The sequence below is a fragment of the Roseobacter sp. genome (assembly GCF_024639605.1).
Classification (GTDB): domain Bacteria; phylum Pseudomonadota; class Alphaproteobacteria; order Rhodobacterales; family Rhodobacteraceae; genus Roseobacter.
Genome location: NZ_JAHEHZ010000087.1, coordinates 1 through 14,726, shown reverse-complemented (window position 1 = coordinate 14,726; position 14,726 = coordinate 1). Strand labels below are relative to the sequence as shown.

At 58.9% G+C, this 14,726-nt stretch carries 13 protein-coding genes; 5 read left to right on the top strand and 8 right to left on the bottom strand.

Features of this window, described 5'->3' with window-relative positions:
• Both Q0M35_RS12160 and Q0M35_RS12155 read right to left on the bottom strand, forming a co-directional pair.
• On the bottom strand, nt 1-752 hold a 752-nt coding region (locus Q0M35_RS12160; protein WP_295315607.1), incomplete at its 3' end, for an ABC transporter ATP-binding protein.
• Nucleotides 753-862: 110 nt separating this feature from the next.
• Nucleotides 863-1,387 (bottom strand): carbon monoxide dehydrogenase subunit G, encoded by a 525-nt coding sequence (locus tag Q0M35_RS12155; protein WP_295315605.1) that lies wholly within the window; start codon nt 1,385-1,387, stop codon nt 863-865.
• Nucleotides 1,388-1,509: 122 nt separating this feature from the next.
• Between Q0M35_RS12155 and Q0M35_RS12150 the strand changes: the two genes are divergently transcribed.
• On the top strand, nt 1,510-2,487 hold the full coding sequence (locus Q0M35_RS12150) for a DMT family transporter (RefSeq protein ID WP_295315602.1): 978 nt from the start codon (nt 1,510-1,512) through the stop codon (nt 2,485-2,487).
• 4 nt (nt 2,488-2,491) lie between these two features.
• Here the strand turns inward: Q0M35_RS12150 and Q0M35_RS12145 are convergent, their stop codons facing one another.
• The 3 genes from Q0M35_RS12145 to Q0M35_RS12135 all read right to left on the bottom strand — a co-directional run bounded on the left by Q0M35_RS12145 (nt 2,492) and on the right by Q0M35_RS12135 (nt 5,138).
• The gene (locus Q0M35_RS12145) at nt 2,492-3,730 is read right to left on the bottom strand and encodes a biotin/lipoyl-binding protein (protein ID WP_295315600.1); all 1,239 of its coding nucleotides are present in this window, start codon (nt 3,728-3,730) and stop codon (nt 2,492-2,494) included.
• 1 nt (nt 3,731) lies between these two features.
• Nucleotides 3,732-3,995, bottom strand: coding sequence for a hypothetical protein (locus Q0M35_RS12140; protein WP_295315598.1), 264 nt, complete (start codon nt 3,993-3,995; stop codon nt 3,732-3,734).
• Between the two features lie 180 nt (nt 3,996-4,175).
• Nucleotides 4,176-5,138: an NADPH:quinone oxidoreductase family protein gene (locus Q0M35_RS12135; RefSeq protein ID WP_295315596.1), complete on the bottom strand. Its 963-nt coding sequence runs from the start codon at nt 5,136-5,138 to the stop codon at nt 4,176-4,178.
• Nucleotides 5,139-5,289: 151 nt separating this feature from the next.
• Between Q0M35_RS12135 and Q0M35_RS12130 the strand changes: the two genes are divergently transcribed.
• Nucleotides 5,290-5,958: a DUF1045 domain-containing protein gene (locus Q0M35_RS12130; RefSeq protein WP_295315592.1), complete on the top strand. Its 669-nt coding sequence runs from the start codon at nt 5,290-5,292 to the stop codon at nt 5,956-5,958.
• Between the two features lie 14 nt (nt 5,959-5,972).
• Here the strand turns inward: Q0M35_RS12130 and Q0M35_RS12125 are convergent, their stop codons facing one another.
• The 3 genes from Q0M35_RS12125 to Q0M35_RS12115 form a co-directional block, all read right to left on the bottom strand.
• A complete protein-coding gene (locus tag Q0M35_RS12125) occupies nt 5,973-6,179 on the bottom strand; it encodes a hypothetical protein (RefSeq protein WP_295315590.1) in 207 nt (68 codons plus the stop codon).
• Nucleotides 6,180-6,290: 111 nt separating this feature from the next.
• Nucleotides 6,291-9,500, bottom strand: coding sequence for a reductive dehalogenase domain-containing protein (locus Q0M35_RS12120; protein WP_295315588.1), 3,210 nt, complete (start codon nt 9,498-9,500; stop codon nt 6,291-6,293).
• A gap of 150 nt (nt 9,501-9,650) precedes the next feature.
• Nucleotides 9,651-11,246, bottom strand: a complete 1,596-nt coding sequence (locus Q0M35_RS12115) for a choline dehydrogenase (protein WP_295315586.1) — start codon at nt 11,244-11,246, stop codon at nt 9,651-9,653.
• Nucleotides 11,247-11,353: 107 nt separating this feature from the next.
• Here Q0M35_RS12115 and Q0M35_RS12110 point away from each other — a divergent pair, with 107 nt between their 5' ends.
• The 3 genes from Q0M35_RS12110 to Q0M35_RS12100 all read left to right on the top strand — a co-directional run.
• Complete coding sequence (locus Q0M35_RS12110; protein ID WP_295315583.1) at nt 11,354-12,586, top strand: TRAP transporter substrate-binding protein; 1,233 nt, start codon at nt 11,354-11,356, stop codon at nt 12,584-12,586.
• A gap of 118 nt (nt 12,587-12,704) precedes the next feature.
• Nucleotides 12,705-13,373: a TRAP transporter small permease subunit gene (locus Q0M35_RS12105; protein ID WP_295315581.1), complete on the top strand. Its 669-nt coding sequence runs from the start codon at nt 12,705-12,707 to the stop codon at nt 13,371-13,373.
• Nucleotides 13,373-14,726 (top strand): TRAP transporter large permease (locus tag Q0M35_RS12100; RefSeq protein WP_295315579.1); only part of this gene is annotated, 1,354 nt, incomplete at its 3' end. The genes Q0M35_RS12105 and Q0M35_RS12100, both read left to right, overlap by 1 nt.

Genomic DNA, 14,726 nt, shown 5'->3' with positions numbered 1-14,726 from the left:
ACCAGATCGTATGACGACAGTGTTTCCGGGATTGCGTCGAGCTCTTCAGAGAGCTGCACATCCAGCTGTTTGCGGCCCATCCTGGTCATCAGCGCGTCCTTATCCTCAACCAGCAGCATTTCACCCCGCGCTATAACGCCGATACGATCAGCGATGGCTTCGGCCTCTTCGATGTAATGGGTGGTAAGCACAATGGTCACGCCGGTGGCTTTCAGGCCCCGGACGACATCCCACATGTCTTTTCTGAGCTCGACATCCACGCCCGCCGTCGGCTCATCGAGAAACAAAAGGCGCGGCTCATGGCTCAGCGCCTTGGCAATGAGCACCCGGCGTTTCATCCCTCCGGAAAGCTCGCGGATCTGGTTGTTACGTTTGTCCCATAGCGAAAGCTGTCTGAGCACACGCTCGATCAGCGCATCATCCGGGCGCTTACCAAAAAGGCCGCGCGAAAACCGCACGGTGTTGATGACCCGTTCGAAGGGTTCAAGATTGATCTCCTGCGGCACCAGACCGATCATAGCCCGCGCGGCGCGATATTCACTCACCGTATTATGCCCACCCACATGAACGGTGCCCGACGTCGCCATTGTGATCCCGCAGGCGGTGGAAATCAGCGTTGTTTTGCCCGCGCCGTTGGGACCGAGCAGCGCCACGATCTCTCCCGCTTCGATTTGCAGGTCAACGCCTTTGAGCGCCTCAAACCCGTCGGCATAGGATTTGCGCAGGTCTGAGATATCAAGAATAGGTGGCATACGGACCTCTGTTTTTCCGGCCCTGCTACGTATGCCGGAAACCGCCGGCGCAACAGAGCACAAATGCACAGATATCTGTCAGACTGTGCGCAACCCGGACAGTGGCTGGCTCAGGCCTTGCCGGTGATGCGCTTCAACCAGCTCTTTTTCTCGGCTTCCGGCGCATCATCCGACGGGGCCTCATCAGACTGTGCCGGTCCTTCGAGCGTCTCCTGCAGATTGGCAAAAAACTGATCCGCCATCTTTTTCGCAAACCCGTCGATGATCCGGCTGCCCAGCTGCGCCAGTTTCCCGCCAACCCTCGCTTCAACGTCATAGCTAAGCTCGGTCCCGCCGTCTTTTGCGGTCATGCGTACCTCGGCACCACCTTTGGCGAAACCGGCAGCACCGCCTTTGCCCTCGCCTGATATTTTCAGGGAACGGTCCGGCACCATATCAGACAGGGTAACACTGCCTTTGAATGTCGCTTTAACCGGCCCGACTTTTTGCACGACCGTGGCCTCGAACCCTTCTTCGGGCGATCCGCTCACGTCCTGCGCGCCCGGCACACAGGCCTCCAGCACCTCGGGCGTCAGCAGAGCGGCATAAACCTGTGCCGGTGTTGCGGCGATCTGGCGGGTGTCTGACATCTGCATGGGAGCCTCCTTTGCGCCGGTGTCTGAGCAAAGCCTAACCCAAGCAAACGGGCCGTGCCATTCGATTTTGCCGATGTCGTATTCGGGCTCGACAGCACGCTGGCGGCTGATAGGTCTGGCACATGGCCACGCTTCCCGAAAACCGCGCCGCAGCCGGCATTCTCTTTGTACTGGGTGGGGTGCTGGCTATTTCGTTCAACGACATGCTGATCAAACAGCTTTCCGGGGGGTATCCCCTGCACGAGCTGGTATTTATCCGGTCGTTCATCGGGATCATTCTGTCGCTCTTTCTGATCCGCATGGAAGGCGGTCTGCAGATCCTGCGCACCAGCCAGCCGATGCTCCATGCGCTGCGCGGCCTGCTGATCGTGATCGCCAACATGTGCTATTTTGCGGCGCTGGCGGCGATGCCCCTGGCCGATGCCACAGCACTCTTTTTCGCCGCACCGCTGATTATCACGCTCCTCTCCATACCGATGCTGGGCGAAAAAGTCGGGCCTTTGCGGCTTTCCGCTGTCACTGTCGGCTTTGCCGGAGTGATTATCATGCAGCGTCCCTGGGCCAGCGCAGAAGAGTTGCAGGTCTCCCGTCTGGTGCTGGTCTTACCGGTCATCGCGGCCCTCACCTATGCGTTAAACCAGCTGATGACACGCATGCTGGGGGTAAACAGCAAGGCATCGGCGATGTCGGTTTATGTGCAACTGGCGTTTATCGTCGTCTCCTCGGGGTTTTTCCTGGTCGCGGGCGACGGACGCTATGCCGAAGGTCTCGACAACCCGTCGCTGTTCTTTCTGTTGCGGGCATGGGTCTGGCCCACGCCACAGGACTGGGTCTGGCTGGTTGCGATGGGGGCTAATGCGGCGATCATCGGGTATTGCCTGAGCCAGGCATACCGGATCGCCGATGCGGCCACCGTGGCGCCGTTTGAATATGTCGGGTTGCCGCTTGCCGTGCTCTGGGGATGGCTCATCTTCGGTGATCTGCCGGCACTGGAAGTCTGGATCGGGATCACGCTGATCCTCGGCTCGGGCCTTTTCGTGTTCCTGCGTGAACAGCACAAGGCCCGGATGGTTGCCCGGGGCCCGGTGAAACGCAGATGACCGGTCAGTGCCCTGTCAGCACCAGCGTCTGCAACGGTAACAACAACGACTGGATCCGCAGACCTGCCGCGTGCACCAGCCCGACAGTATCAACCACATGCATGCTCACCCGGGTAAGAAAACCCAGATCGGCATCAGGGTCCTCCAGTTCGGCGTGAAAGCTGGTATAGGCATTGGCCACGCAGCGGCTGCCGGGTGGTATATCATCCGTCTGGCCGGGATAGATCGGTTCCATAAAGACAGTGACCGAGCCCGGCGCGCCCTGGTTTTGCGGATCGACAAGCCGGTCGGAGGGGCGGATCTGTCCGGCGGCGATCACATCCTGGACACCCGTAATGACCATCGGAATGATCGTGAAAGGCTTGGATATACAGGTTATCTCGGCCACACCGCCGGGCTTCACCACCTGGGCGGAAATCTGCGAAAAGCCGGCCTGAAACCGGCCGCTGCCTGAGCCGCGCGGGACAAGAACACCCGCAGGCCTGAGAATGGGATTGACGATATCGCCCACCTGCAGCGCGAACTGCTCCACCACGGCGTCTGTGCCGGCGTAGACGGTCATTTTGTCCAGCTCGACCTCTGCCTGTTCCAGCGCGGCTTCGGCACTGGCCCGGCGGGCGGGAAGCAGGACGGTGATATTGGCCTCAACCGCGTCGATACCCGCGAACGCCGCATCAAGTGCTCCCTGTCGCACATCGCGTTCGTTCTCAAGGATTTCGACATCCCGCTCGGACACCGCAGACGAGCCGCGTTCAAAGAGGCTTCTCTGACGTTCGAGATCATCCGTGGTCTGTGTCAGTGCGGCCTGGGCCTGATCGACGGCTGCCTCTGCGGCTGCACGGTCAGACTGCGCAAGAGCAAGCGATGCATCGACCTCCTCGATCTGGCGCATTGCGGTCTCAAGCGCTGCTTCCTGACGGGTGCTGTCGAGCCCGAAGATCCGATCCCCCGCAGACACTTTGCTGTTGTTCTCAACATAAACCTCAGCGACCCGGCCCGCGGATTCCGACAGAATGGTCACAGTCCGGAAGTATGACGACACGTTTTTGGTCTGCGGGTGATAATAAAAGACCACCGTAATCAGGCTGATCGTGAGCATCGCACACAGCGTGATACCCCAGCGCAGTTCATACCATACGGTGAAGAAATTGATCTCACGGCCCCACCTTTTATCCTGAAATTTCCGGCGCAGCAGGTAATCGGGCAGAATGGTCACAAGAGAACAGATAATCAGTTCAAGCACTTCAGCGTTCCCTGTTCACGAGACTGTTCAGCGATTGCGCAATATTCTGCAGCGGTGTCACGATGTCAGGCGGCCGGAAGGCGGCCAGCACCAGCGCGCCGACCCAGAAAACGTTGTTATGTGTGAAAAGGGCCAGCATCGCGAGGATACTGATGAGCTGCAGCTGTGTGCTGTTGCCCTGATGGGCCATCTTTTCGGGCATCGCATGAAGGGTAAAATAGGCAATTCCAAGAAGCAGAATGACACCGACGACAAGAAAGATCATGACGGTAAACAGGTGATCGCCTCCATCAGGTGTCGAGAAGAATGGCGGAAGGTGATGAGGTGCAAGTGGGTGGATATTTTCCGACATGACTGCCAAGGGCCCCCGTATGTTTTCTGAAATACCGCCACGCTACAGTTCCGGGCGTCAGTCCGCTATATCAAAATGCCGCGCACCGGCGGCTCAGCTGATGCGGACGACGACTTTTCCGGTGGCTTTGCGGGTGCGCAGCAGGTCAAGGGCGGCATTGGCCTCCTCCAGCGGCAGCACGTGGCTGACGTGCGGATGGATGCGGCCCTCAACGTACCAGGCGATCAGTTCACGAAAGCTGTCGGTCAGCACGGTTGGGTTAACCCTTGTGTATCCGCCCCAGTAAAAACCGATCACCGTGAGGTTTTTGACGAGCAGGTGATTTGCCGGGATTTGTGGCACCTCGCCCGAGGCAAAGCCCAGCGGAATAAGCCGTGCCTCAGGATTACAGGCCCGCAGAGCCGCCCGGAACTGATCGCCGCCGATCGGATCGTAAACGACATCGGCCCCTCCGAGCCCTTTGACCACCTCGCGAATATCATCGGTTTCTGAGTTGATGAGGTGATCTGCGCCGGCCTGCTTTGCCACCTGCAGCTTTTCCGCGCCGCGGGCCACGGCGACAACTTCTGCGCCCATCAGTTTTCCAAGTTCCACAGCTGTCAACCCCACACCGCCAGAGGCCCCCAGCACCAGAAGCCGTTCTCCCGGTTTCAGACCCGCCTTGTAAGACAGCGCGACATGGCTGGTGCCATAGGCGATCAGAAAGGCCGCGGCGTGTTCATCGGTCATTTCGTCCGGCACGGGCACGCAGACATTCGCAGGGATAGCCGCGTAATCGGCCAGCGCGTCAAACCCGCAATAGGCAGCGACCCGCTGCCCGGGCACCAGATCTGTGACGCCGTCACCCACCGCGGTGACAGTGCCGCACAGTTCCATACCCAGCGTGAACGGCAGCTGTGGTTTTTCCTGATAGGTGCCTTTGATGATCAGAAGATCACCGAAGTTCAGCCCGCAGGTATGAACTCTGACCACCACTTGTCCGGGGGCGGCCTGTGGCTCCGGGATATCTTCAAGGGTCAGCGGCTGTCCGAGTTCTGTCACCTGCATCGCGCGCATGGGGTTCTCCTTCTCTGACCGGCCCGGTGCGATGTGGCCAGAGCAGGCGCGCGAAGGCAAGGGGCGACGCCCCGGAAAGTGCGCATCAAAAGACTTCTGTTACACAAACAGAAGAGTATGGTGCAGGCTACCTGCCTGATGGAGAGCCGGGGTGGATTTTACACGATACGGAATTTATTACACAGCCCCCGGGGGTGCTTTTGCGCGCGCCGGTGCGACCTGGCTTGGCTGGGATATCGCCACCGGTGAGCGGGTCGGCGCGCCAGATGAGAACATGATCGGGCGGCCGCGCCGGTATGGCTTTCACGGCACGATCAAACCGCCGTTCCGCCTTGCCGCGCAAAAAGATGCGCAGTCGCTGAAGAAAGCCTTAACGGATCTCTGCGCGACGCTGAGCCCGGCCACCACAGAGGCGCTGGAGATCAGCCGTCTCGGACGGTTTCTCGCGCTTACACCCGTCGGTGACACAAGAGATCTGGCGCGGCTGGCAGCCCGTGTGGTCCGGGACCTGGACCGGTTTCGTGCACCACCCACGTCTCAGGAGCTTGAAAAACGGCGCAAATCGCGGCTGACAGCGCAGCAGGAGGCCAACCTTGGCCGCTGGGGGTACCCTTACGTGATGGAGGAGTTCCGGTTTCATATGACGCTGACCGGACCTCTTAAAGAGCCGCTGCTTGCGCAGACCCGCACAGCGGCTGAAGTGCATTTCGAAGGTGTTTGTCCGGATCCCTTCAAGGTGGACAGTCTGACGCTGACCGGCGAGGACGCGTCCGGACTGTTTCATGAAATCCTGCGCTGCCCGCTCGGCGGGAGGGACTGACCACTGACCACTGATCAGATAAAGCCAATAAGTTCCAGAGCCTTGCGGGCCTCGTCCTGCTCTTTGGGTGTGCCGTCCAGCATATCCTGGTTCAGATGCGCCACCAGAGTACTGAGAGTGCGGTCTTTGAGACATCTGCCGATGAACGGCGGCACGTCGGCCGGATTGATTGACAGGATGTATTGTGACGCCTGCGTTTCAAAAACCTGTTGGTGTTTCATGCGGCCCCCCGGCATTTTTCGAACTGAATAAAGGGTATCCGGCGGAGTTGGGGCGTGTCACGGATTCGTTAAGAGTTATCCACAGGAGCGCGTCGCCGGTATCTGATTCGCTCACAAACTGATCGAAATGATGCCGTTTTTTTCAGCGGCCCGCGACTGACAGAGGATCATACTGTCCTGCCGCTGAGCACGGGAGAGAACGAAATCGCGGTGCTCTACTTTTCCTGCCCTCACCCCGCAACGGCAGACGCCACAAAGGCCGTCGCTGCATTTAAGATCCACCGCCACGCCGTTTTCGATCAGCACAGCAGCAGCCGTTTTATCAGCCGCAACATCCAGAACGCGTCCGTCCGGAAGTTGCAGCCGGAACGGGTGGTTTTCATATTCCGGCACTTCAGGGACGGCAAAATACTCAAGATGCACCGCATCTTCAGGGAAGCCCGCAGCGCGGGCCGCATTGGTCACAGCAGCCATGTACGCATCCGGCCCGCAGGTATATATGTGCTGCCCGGGTTTATGCGTGCCCGCGAGTGCCGCCAGATCGGCCCGCGTGCCCTCGTCTGACACGAAAACGCGCACGCGGTCCGCCCAGGGAACGCGGGAGAGATCATCAATGAATGCGCCTGAGGCGCGGTCAGGCACCGAATAATTAAGCGTGAAAGGCTTTTGCGAGCGGTGCAGCGCATGCGCCATGGCAACCATCGGCGTGACCCCGATTCCACCGCCAAACAACAGATGCTCGTTCGCCTCCGCCATCAGCGGGAAGTGGTTGATGGGGCGGGAGACGAACACCCGCCGGCCCGGTGTGAATATGCGATGCAGCAAAGCTGAGCCGCCGCGCCCGGCGTCTTCACGCAGCACCGCGATTTCATAGCGTGAGCGGTCTGCAGGGTCGCCACACATCGAGTACTGGCGCAGTTTGTCAGGCGAAATCACGACATCCAGATGCGCACCGGCTTCCCATTGTGGCAGATCCGCGCCGCCCGGATCCTTGAATACACAACGCAGAACGCGATCCGACAGGGTATCGACCGATGTTAGAATCAGATGCAGCACCGGGCTGTCAGTATCGTTGGTATAGCGGTGATCCCAGGGGCCCGTTTCGCCGGCGGCCCGCCGTTCCCGGTAGGTCTTGGCCGGGATCATCTGGCCGTAGGCGTCTATTCCGGCCTCCCTGTCCATCGGGAAAGGATAAGGCCAGGGGTGCGGCGCCAGAGGTGCGGGATAGACGGCCAGCGTCTGGTCTTCGTATTTCAGATTAAGCCCGGGCTGCAGCGCCCGCGCGTTCACCGGATTGCGGGCGGGCTGATAGCTGCCGTTATCGGTCAGCTCAATGTCCCACCACCATTTCTTTACCGGATTAAGCCCGCCGCGCTTCAGCCTGTCATCGAGTTTCGCGAGCACCGGGGCAGCCCCAGGCAGGTTCATCGCAGCCCAGCGAAAGGGTTTTTCGGCAAAAAGCCCCTCAAGGTTCCAGGGGCAGGTCTTCATGCAGCGTCCGCACATCGCACCGCCCGGCGTGGTGATCCGGTACGTTGCGCATTTCTGACTGTCGGATTTCCAGATCTCATAGCCGTTAAACATCAGTTTCGGCCCGGCGGTGATCGCGCCTGAGGGGCATTCACGCGCGCATTTGTTGCAGCTTTCGCAAAACCGCTGCAGTCCGAAATCGATTGGTTTGTCGTGTGTGACCGGCATATCGGTGGTGACCACACCCGATTTCAGGCGCGGCCCGAGAAAAGGGTTCAGGATGACCTCGCCGATGCGACTGACCTCGCCAAGACCGGAGAGAAGCAGCAGCGGGGGCTGCAGCACCTCTCCGTCCATAACCGTATGCGCTTTTGCACTGTAACCGAGGTTGCGCAGATGCTGAGCAATCACACCGCCCAGCAGCGAAAACCGCAGATAGGCACGCATGGATTGCGCCACGCTGATCCAGTCGTCGCCGCTTGCCCCCTCCATCGTTTCATAGCCCTGATCGACAATCATGCTGATCGCCTGGTCATGGGGCGGCTCGATCACCGCACCTGTGGCGTCATGGCTGTACCATGTCCAGTCCGGACAGCCGCTGATGCCCACAGCGTCGATGCCCAGATAGTAGCATGCGGCTTTGATATTCTCCGCATTCAGGTGGGCATCGGTCCGGGGCGGTGCTTCCGCCTTCGGGCCGTCCTGCAACAATACAAAAGCACCAAGCATGCGCCGCTGCGCCATCGACGGGGCGGCTTTGCGCGCGTAATGCCCGCCGGCGGCGGCCTCCTGACTGGTTTTGCCCATATCCCCGAATTGTGCGCGGGCGAACATATCTGTACGTTTAGGCACCCTGGCGACCCGTGCCGCGTCAATATAGGTCGTGGGGTCCTCCAAGCGTTTCAGGGTCTCAAAGGGATGCGGACCATCAACAAAATCGCGCCGGGCAAAGGGATCGCGGTTGCGCGACGAGGTACCGGTGCCAAAACCCGTGGCCCATGCCAGCCGGTCCCGCAAAGATGGCACCTGCTTTGCCATTGGCGCGAGTGGTGCGTCTTGCTCAAGCGGCATTGTAGTTGTTACTGCGGCGACACCAAAGCGCTCACCGATCAGCGGGTTGACCAGAACATCTCCCTCAACCACCGCCAGCCCGGCAGCCACCGTCGCCTGATTAAGGTCGATATCGGTGCTGGTGAGGGTATGCGCTTTGGCATCCCAGCCGAGCAGCCGGATGTAATTGGCAATCACAACCGCGGTCTCGGAAGCCCGCAGGCAGGCGCTGTGATGCCCTGCGTCACGGATCCAGTCCGTGCCCCGCTCTCCGGGACGCAGTTCGCGCGGCAGTTCATAAAGATAAACGATAACGCGGGTATGATCTGTGATGGTGGCGGGCGGAGCCTGCATGCTGTCGCGCAGATCGGCCATGATAATGTCGATACCGGAGGCCAGGGTCTTTGTTTGCCGCGTGCGGAGACCGGCGGCGAGCCGGTCGATATCCGGGTTGCGCCGCGGCTGGTCGAGCAGGGCCGAGGCGGGCAGCGGCCCGATGCCCGCCATCGAAGCATCGTTGAAATAGCCAAATGATTTGAGATGCCGCGCCCGCTCGCCGGTATTCTCCGGACACCCCGCGCGGGCGTTATTGACCATGCCGTCGCGGATCGCATCCATCGTTGCCTGATAATCGGCCATCGCATTAACGATCGATGCGGGCTCCTCCGGCCTGCGAAACGTAATCTTTCGCATCGGCGGCACTGCTGCATAATCGGGAGCCGGCCCGCGCACCAGCCGTTCCAGCGGATAGGGGCCCAGATGGGGCGCCCGGTCAGCACTGGAGAATAACCTCCCCGACATCAGCTCAGCTTTCTGCTCCGGACCCACAACGGTTCTGTGCCGCCCCAGGTCTCTTCATGAGCGTCAGATTTTGGCAAAACCGGCCCGGAAAAACAATCCGTCCCGGGCCGGTATGACGCGCCGGCAGTCCCCGCGCGGAACCATATGAGCTCAGGCGTCTTCCAAAATCAGATCCGATGCCTTTTCACCGATCATAATCGCCGGCGCATTGGTATTGCCCGACACGATTTCGGGCATAATCGAACAATCGGCGACACGCAGGCCCTTGATGCCATGCACCCGCAACCTGTCATCGACAACCGCATCGGCATCGCTGCCCATTTTGCAGGTGCCCGTGGGGTGGTAAATTGATGCTGTGTTGTTGCGCGCCCAGTCGAGGGTGGCGTCATAGTCCTTTATGTCGAGACTTGCGTGAGGCCGGTATTCCTCCGAGATTTTGGAGGTCAGCGGCGCGTGTCGAGCGATGGTCCGCGCTATATTGACCCCTGCCACAATTGTCCGGCAATCGGTTTCGGTGGAGAGATAGTTCGGGATGATCTTCGGATATTCCCTCGGCTCGGACGAACTCAGGCGGATTTCGCCTTTGCTTTCCGGACGCAGCTGGCACACGGACATTGTGAAGGCCGAGAACTTATCGGCACCTTTTCCCGGGTTTTCCGCCGAGAGCGGCTGTACATGAAACTGGATGTCCGGCGTTTCCAGATCATCGCGGGTCTTCAGGAAACCGGTGGCGAGGCTCGCAGCCATCGTCATGGGCCCCGCACGGAACATCAGATATTTCAGCCCGATCTTTGCCTGACCCATCAATGTCGAGACTTCATCGTTCAGGGTGGGCTCATTGCATTTGTACACCAGTCGCGCCTGCAGGTGATCCTGCATGTTTTTGCCCACACCGCGCAGGTTTTTTTTCACCCCGATCCCGTGCTCTGCGAGCTGTTCTGCCTCACCGACGCCGGACAGCATCAGCAGTTGAGGTGAGTTGATGGCACCGCCGCACAACACGATCTCTTTGCGCGCGCCGATGCTGACCTGCCGTCCGCTGCGATCCCGGTATGTCACGCCGGTGGCGCGGTTATCAGTTATGTCGACTTTGTCGACCTGAGCGTGCGTGATGATCTGCAAATTGGGCCGTTTGCGCGCCGGGTTGAGATAGGCCACCGCAGAGCTGCACCGCCGGCCATTGCGCGAGGTCAGCTGGAAAAAGCCCACTCCTTCCTGATCGGCGCCGTTGTAATCGGGGTTGAACGGATAGCCCGCCGCCTGTGCGGCTGCCACCCAGGCATCGGTAATCGGGCGCTGAATGCGCATGTTTGAAACCGACAGCGGCCCCTGATCGCCGTGGAATTCATCGGCACCGCGTTCGTTGTTTTCGGCACGGCGAAAAAGCGGCAGGACCTCGTCCCAACCCCAGCCACGGTTGCCCATCTGCTGCCAGCGGTCGTAATCCTGCGGCTGCCCGCGAACATAGAGCAGCCCGTTGAGTGAAGAAGACCCGCCCAGAACCTTGCCGCGGGGCCATTCGATAGAGCGACCGTTCAGCCCCGGATCGGGCTCGGTTTTGTAACACCAGTCGACAGACGGGTTGTGAATTGTCTTAAAGTAACCGACCGGAATATGGATCCAGGGATTGATGTCGCGACCGCCTGCTTCCAGCAGAATCACGCTGTTTGAGCTGTCCGCGCTGAGGCGGTTTGCCAGCACACATCCGGCCGAGCCGGCCCCGATTACAATAAAATCCGCTTCCACGAGAGCGCCCCCTATGTAGTATGAAAAAAACTCTAGGCAAAAACCTAAAGTCATACTAGTGTTTTTGGGACAAAATGTCTCAATAATACACGTTCAGGGAGGAACGCATGAAAACATCAAACAATATTAACGGCATATCGCGCCGCGACCTTTTCAGGGTTGCCGGGCGGTACGGCCTGAGCTCCACGCTCCTCGCAGCGGGGACGTTTGGCGGCGCAATGAGTGTTGCAAATCTCGCCAAAGCTGCTGAATCCACGTATGAGAAGCGTTTTGCGAAAGAAGCCAAGCACACACTGAAATTCGGCGCATCCGGCTTTAACGCACGCAACCTGCTGATCGAACGTGCCGGCGCTCTGGAATTTGCACGTGATCTCGAAAGCCGTACCGACGGCGAGATTCGCGTTGAATTTATCGGGGACAACCAGATCTGCGGCCAGACATCCTGCGTTGAGAAAACCCAGCAGGGAATCGTCGACATATATGCGGCCTCCACACAGAACTCGGCCGGTGGCGCCCCTTATCTGAACGTTCTTGACTATGCGTATATGTTCCGTAACCGCGCGGATCAGTACCACTTCCTTTATTCACCGGCATCCATGGCACTGCTGCGCGAGCCCTATGAAAAACGTCACGGCCTGAAGTTCCTTTTCAGCCACGCGGAACTCCGCGGTATCCAGCTGGGTCTGAACTTTGCCGACAAGCCGACCGTGACCTCCATTGACGAACTGGCAGGCACGAAAAACCGTGTCACGGGCACACAGCTTGGCCGGATCGCCATGGAAGCACTCAACCTCAACCCGGTTCCGGTTGCCTGGGAAGAAACACTCGATGGCCTCAAGCAGGGCCTCATCGACGGTGCGGAAACATGGGCTTCTGCAGTTGCCTATGCGAACATGGCACCGGTTGTCTCGCAGTCTGTTCACCTGAACTTCTTCTGCGGCACCGAGCATACGGCAATGTCGGCATCTGTCTTTGACGGTCTTGGTGGTGAACTGCAGGATGCTGTGATGGAATCGTCCTATCTGGCGCAGGTCCATGTTCAGGCGGCGAACGAGGTTGCGCTTATCAACACCGTTGGTCAGTCCGATCCTCAGCTTCCGAATACCATTTTTGCCCAGAATGGCGTGCGCAATGCGTTCCTGTCTGAGGCTGAGATTAAGAAAGCCGAAGAGATGTGCTCGCCTGAGTTCCAGCCACAGCTCTGGGAAGACTGGCGCGAGCGGCTGAACGGCTGGTCCGGCGGCCGCGATACATACCAGGAAATCTACGACGAGGTTCGCACGATCCCTGGCGACACGCTGCCTGAGAACGTTGAGCCCCGCCGGTGGTGGAAAGCCTGATACAGGCGGTAGCCTGAGAAGAGAAAGGGTCGACCTGAAGAGGAGTTCGGGTCGGCCCTGTTTATCTCAAAACCCCGTTTTCTAGCAGTGGGGTTCTCAAAATGAGGGGGAGGTCAGTATGTCGGCATTTACTGAAGTCGCGGCCATCGTTTCTGCAATTTTCTCGGGCAGCGCCTGGGAAATGCGGAGTGCGTTCGAGGCCGAAGGCATGTGGTTGTTCTGTTTTGTGTTTACGCTCGTCGGGGGGTATCTGGCGCATCTGTTTTACAAATATGTGCCCTTCGCGGAAAAGCATCTGGAGCGCGGGATATCCGTCACGATGTATCTCATTATCGCGGGCATCATCTGTTGGGGCGTAATCGACCGCTTTGTGTTCTCAAGCCAGTGGTCCGGATCGACAACAATCCCCCCTTTCCTGTTTATGGTCATGGCGTGGTTTGCGTGTTCCTATAATGTCAAACTGCGCACACACCTGAGCTTCAGCGAATTCCGGGCGAAAATGCCGCCAGCGGGCCAGTTGGCGACACTCACTCTGGACGCGGCGCTCTGGCTGGGCTTTTGCTGGATCGCCATTACAACATCGCTGCGTTTCACGGCGCTCTCCGCAGACAATTTTCAGCTGGTCGACGGTGTCGATGATGTCATGAAGTGGTGGTTCTACCTCACCGTTCCGGCTGCATTCACCCTGATGTCCGGTCGTGTGATCGGCAACTGGCTGGAAGACTGGAACAACTACCGTTCGGGCCACCAGATCATTGAACAAGCAGTTATCGGCGGAGATGTATAATGTCTGACGGATCCTGGATTACACTAATTTCGATTGCCGTGACCATGCTCTTCATGCTCGGCACGCCGGTTCTGCTGGTTATCTTTTACTGGGTGATCGGATGCAGCTTTGTCATCGATCTGCCCCTCTCAAATACCGGCAACGAGCTGATCAACGTCTTCAGTAAGGGCTTTGCCCTGCTGGCCATGCCCCTCTTTATTCTGACAGGGGACCTGATCAACCAGTCAGGTATTGCCCGGCGATTGTCGAACTTTGCCTATTCCTGTCTGGGGTGGCTCCGCGGCGGCCTTGCGATGGCATCCATCGCAGCCTGCGGACTTTTCGCGGCGATCTCCGGTTCAAACTCGGCCACGACGGCGACCATCGGCTCAATGCTTCACCCTGAAATGGTGAAAGGCAATTACGACGAACGTTTCTCGGCAGCGACAGCTGCTGCGGGCGGTACGGTCGGCATTATCATTCCGCCGTCGATCATCTTCATTGTCTACGGCTTCCTGATGAACCTGCCGATTTCAGAGCTGTTCATTGCGGGTATCGTACCCGGTACGCTGATGGTCATCGCCATGATGACGGTTGCCTTCATCGTCTGCACCATCAACGGCTGGGGCATCCTGATCGCACTGTCGTTCCAGCGGGTTATTAAGACCGCTTTTGGTGCCTGGCTCGGCTTTTTCGCCATCGGCCTCGTGCTCTGGGGCATCTACACCGGTAAGTTCTCGCCGACCGAGGCTGCGGGCATCACCGTCGGCTTTTGTGTGTTTGTCGGTTTGCTGTGCTATCCGCTGAACAAGCTCCTGGGCAGCGCCGAGGATGTGCCGGTTGAGGATAAGAGCTTTTTGTCGATGTTTGTCGTCGAAGGCTTCACCCTCCCAAGCGTTCCTTCCATCGTGTCACGCTCTGCTCAGATCACCGGCATCCTTGTACCGCTGATTGCAGTATCGGTGGCGATGCAGCAGGTGCTGTCGTCGCTGGGGGCGAAAGAGTATATCGGTGATTTCGTCACCGGTATGGGCGGATACTATGCGGTGCTCTTTACGGCCATGGCCATCGTGTTTGTCACAGGCATGATCCTTGAGTCGCTGCCTGTAACGATCATCCTCGCCCCTATTCTGGCGCCGATTGCGGTGTCGGTCGGTGTGGATCCGATCCACTTTGCGGTGGTCTTCCTTGTGGGTGCATCCATCGGCTTCATTACCCCGCCGTATGGCCTGAACCTTTACGTGGCGTCGGGTGTGACGGGGGTGCCTTACTTCCGGTTGCTCAAGTATTCTACAATGTACCTGGTCGCGCTTATGGCCACCTGGATTCTTGTGGCACTGACACCTGATCTGGCGCTTATGCTGCTGCCTGAAA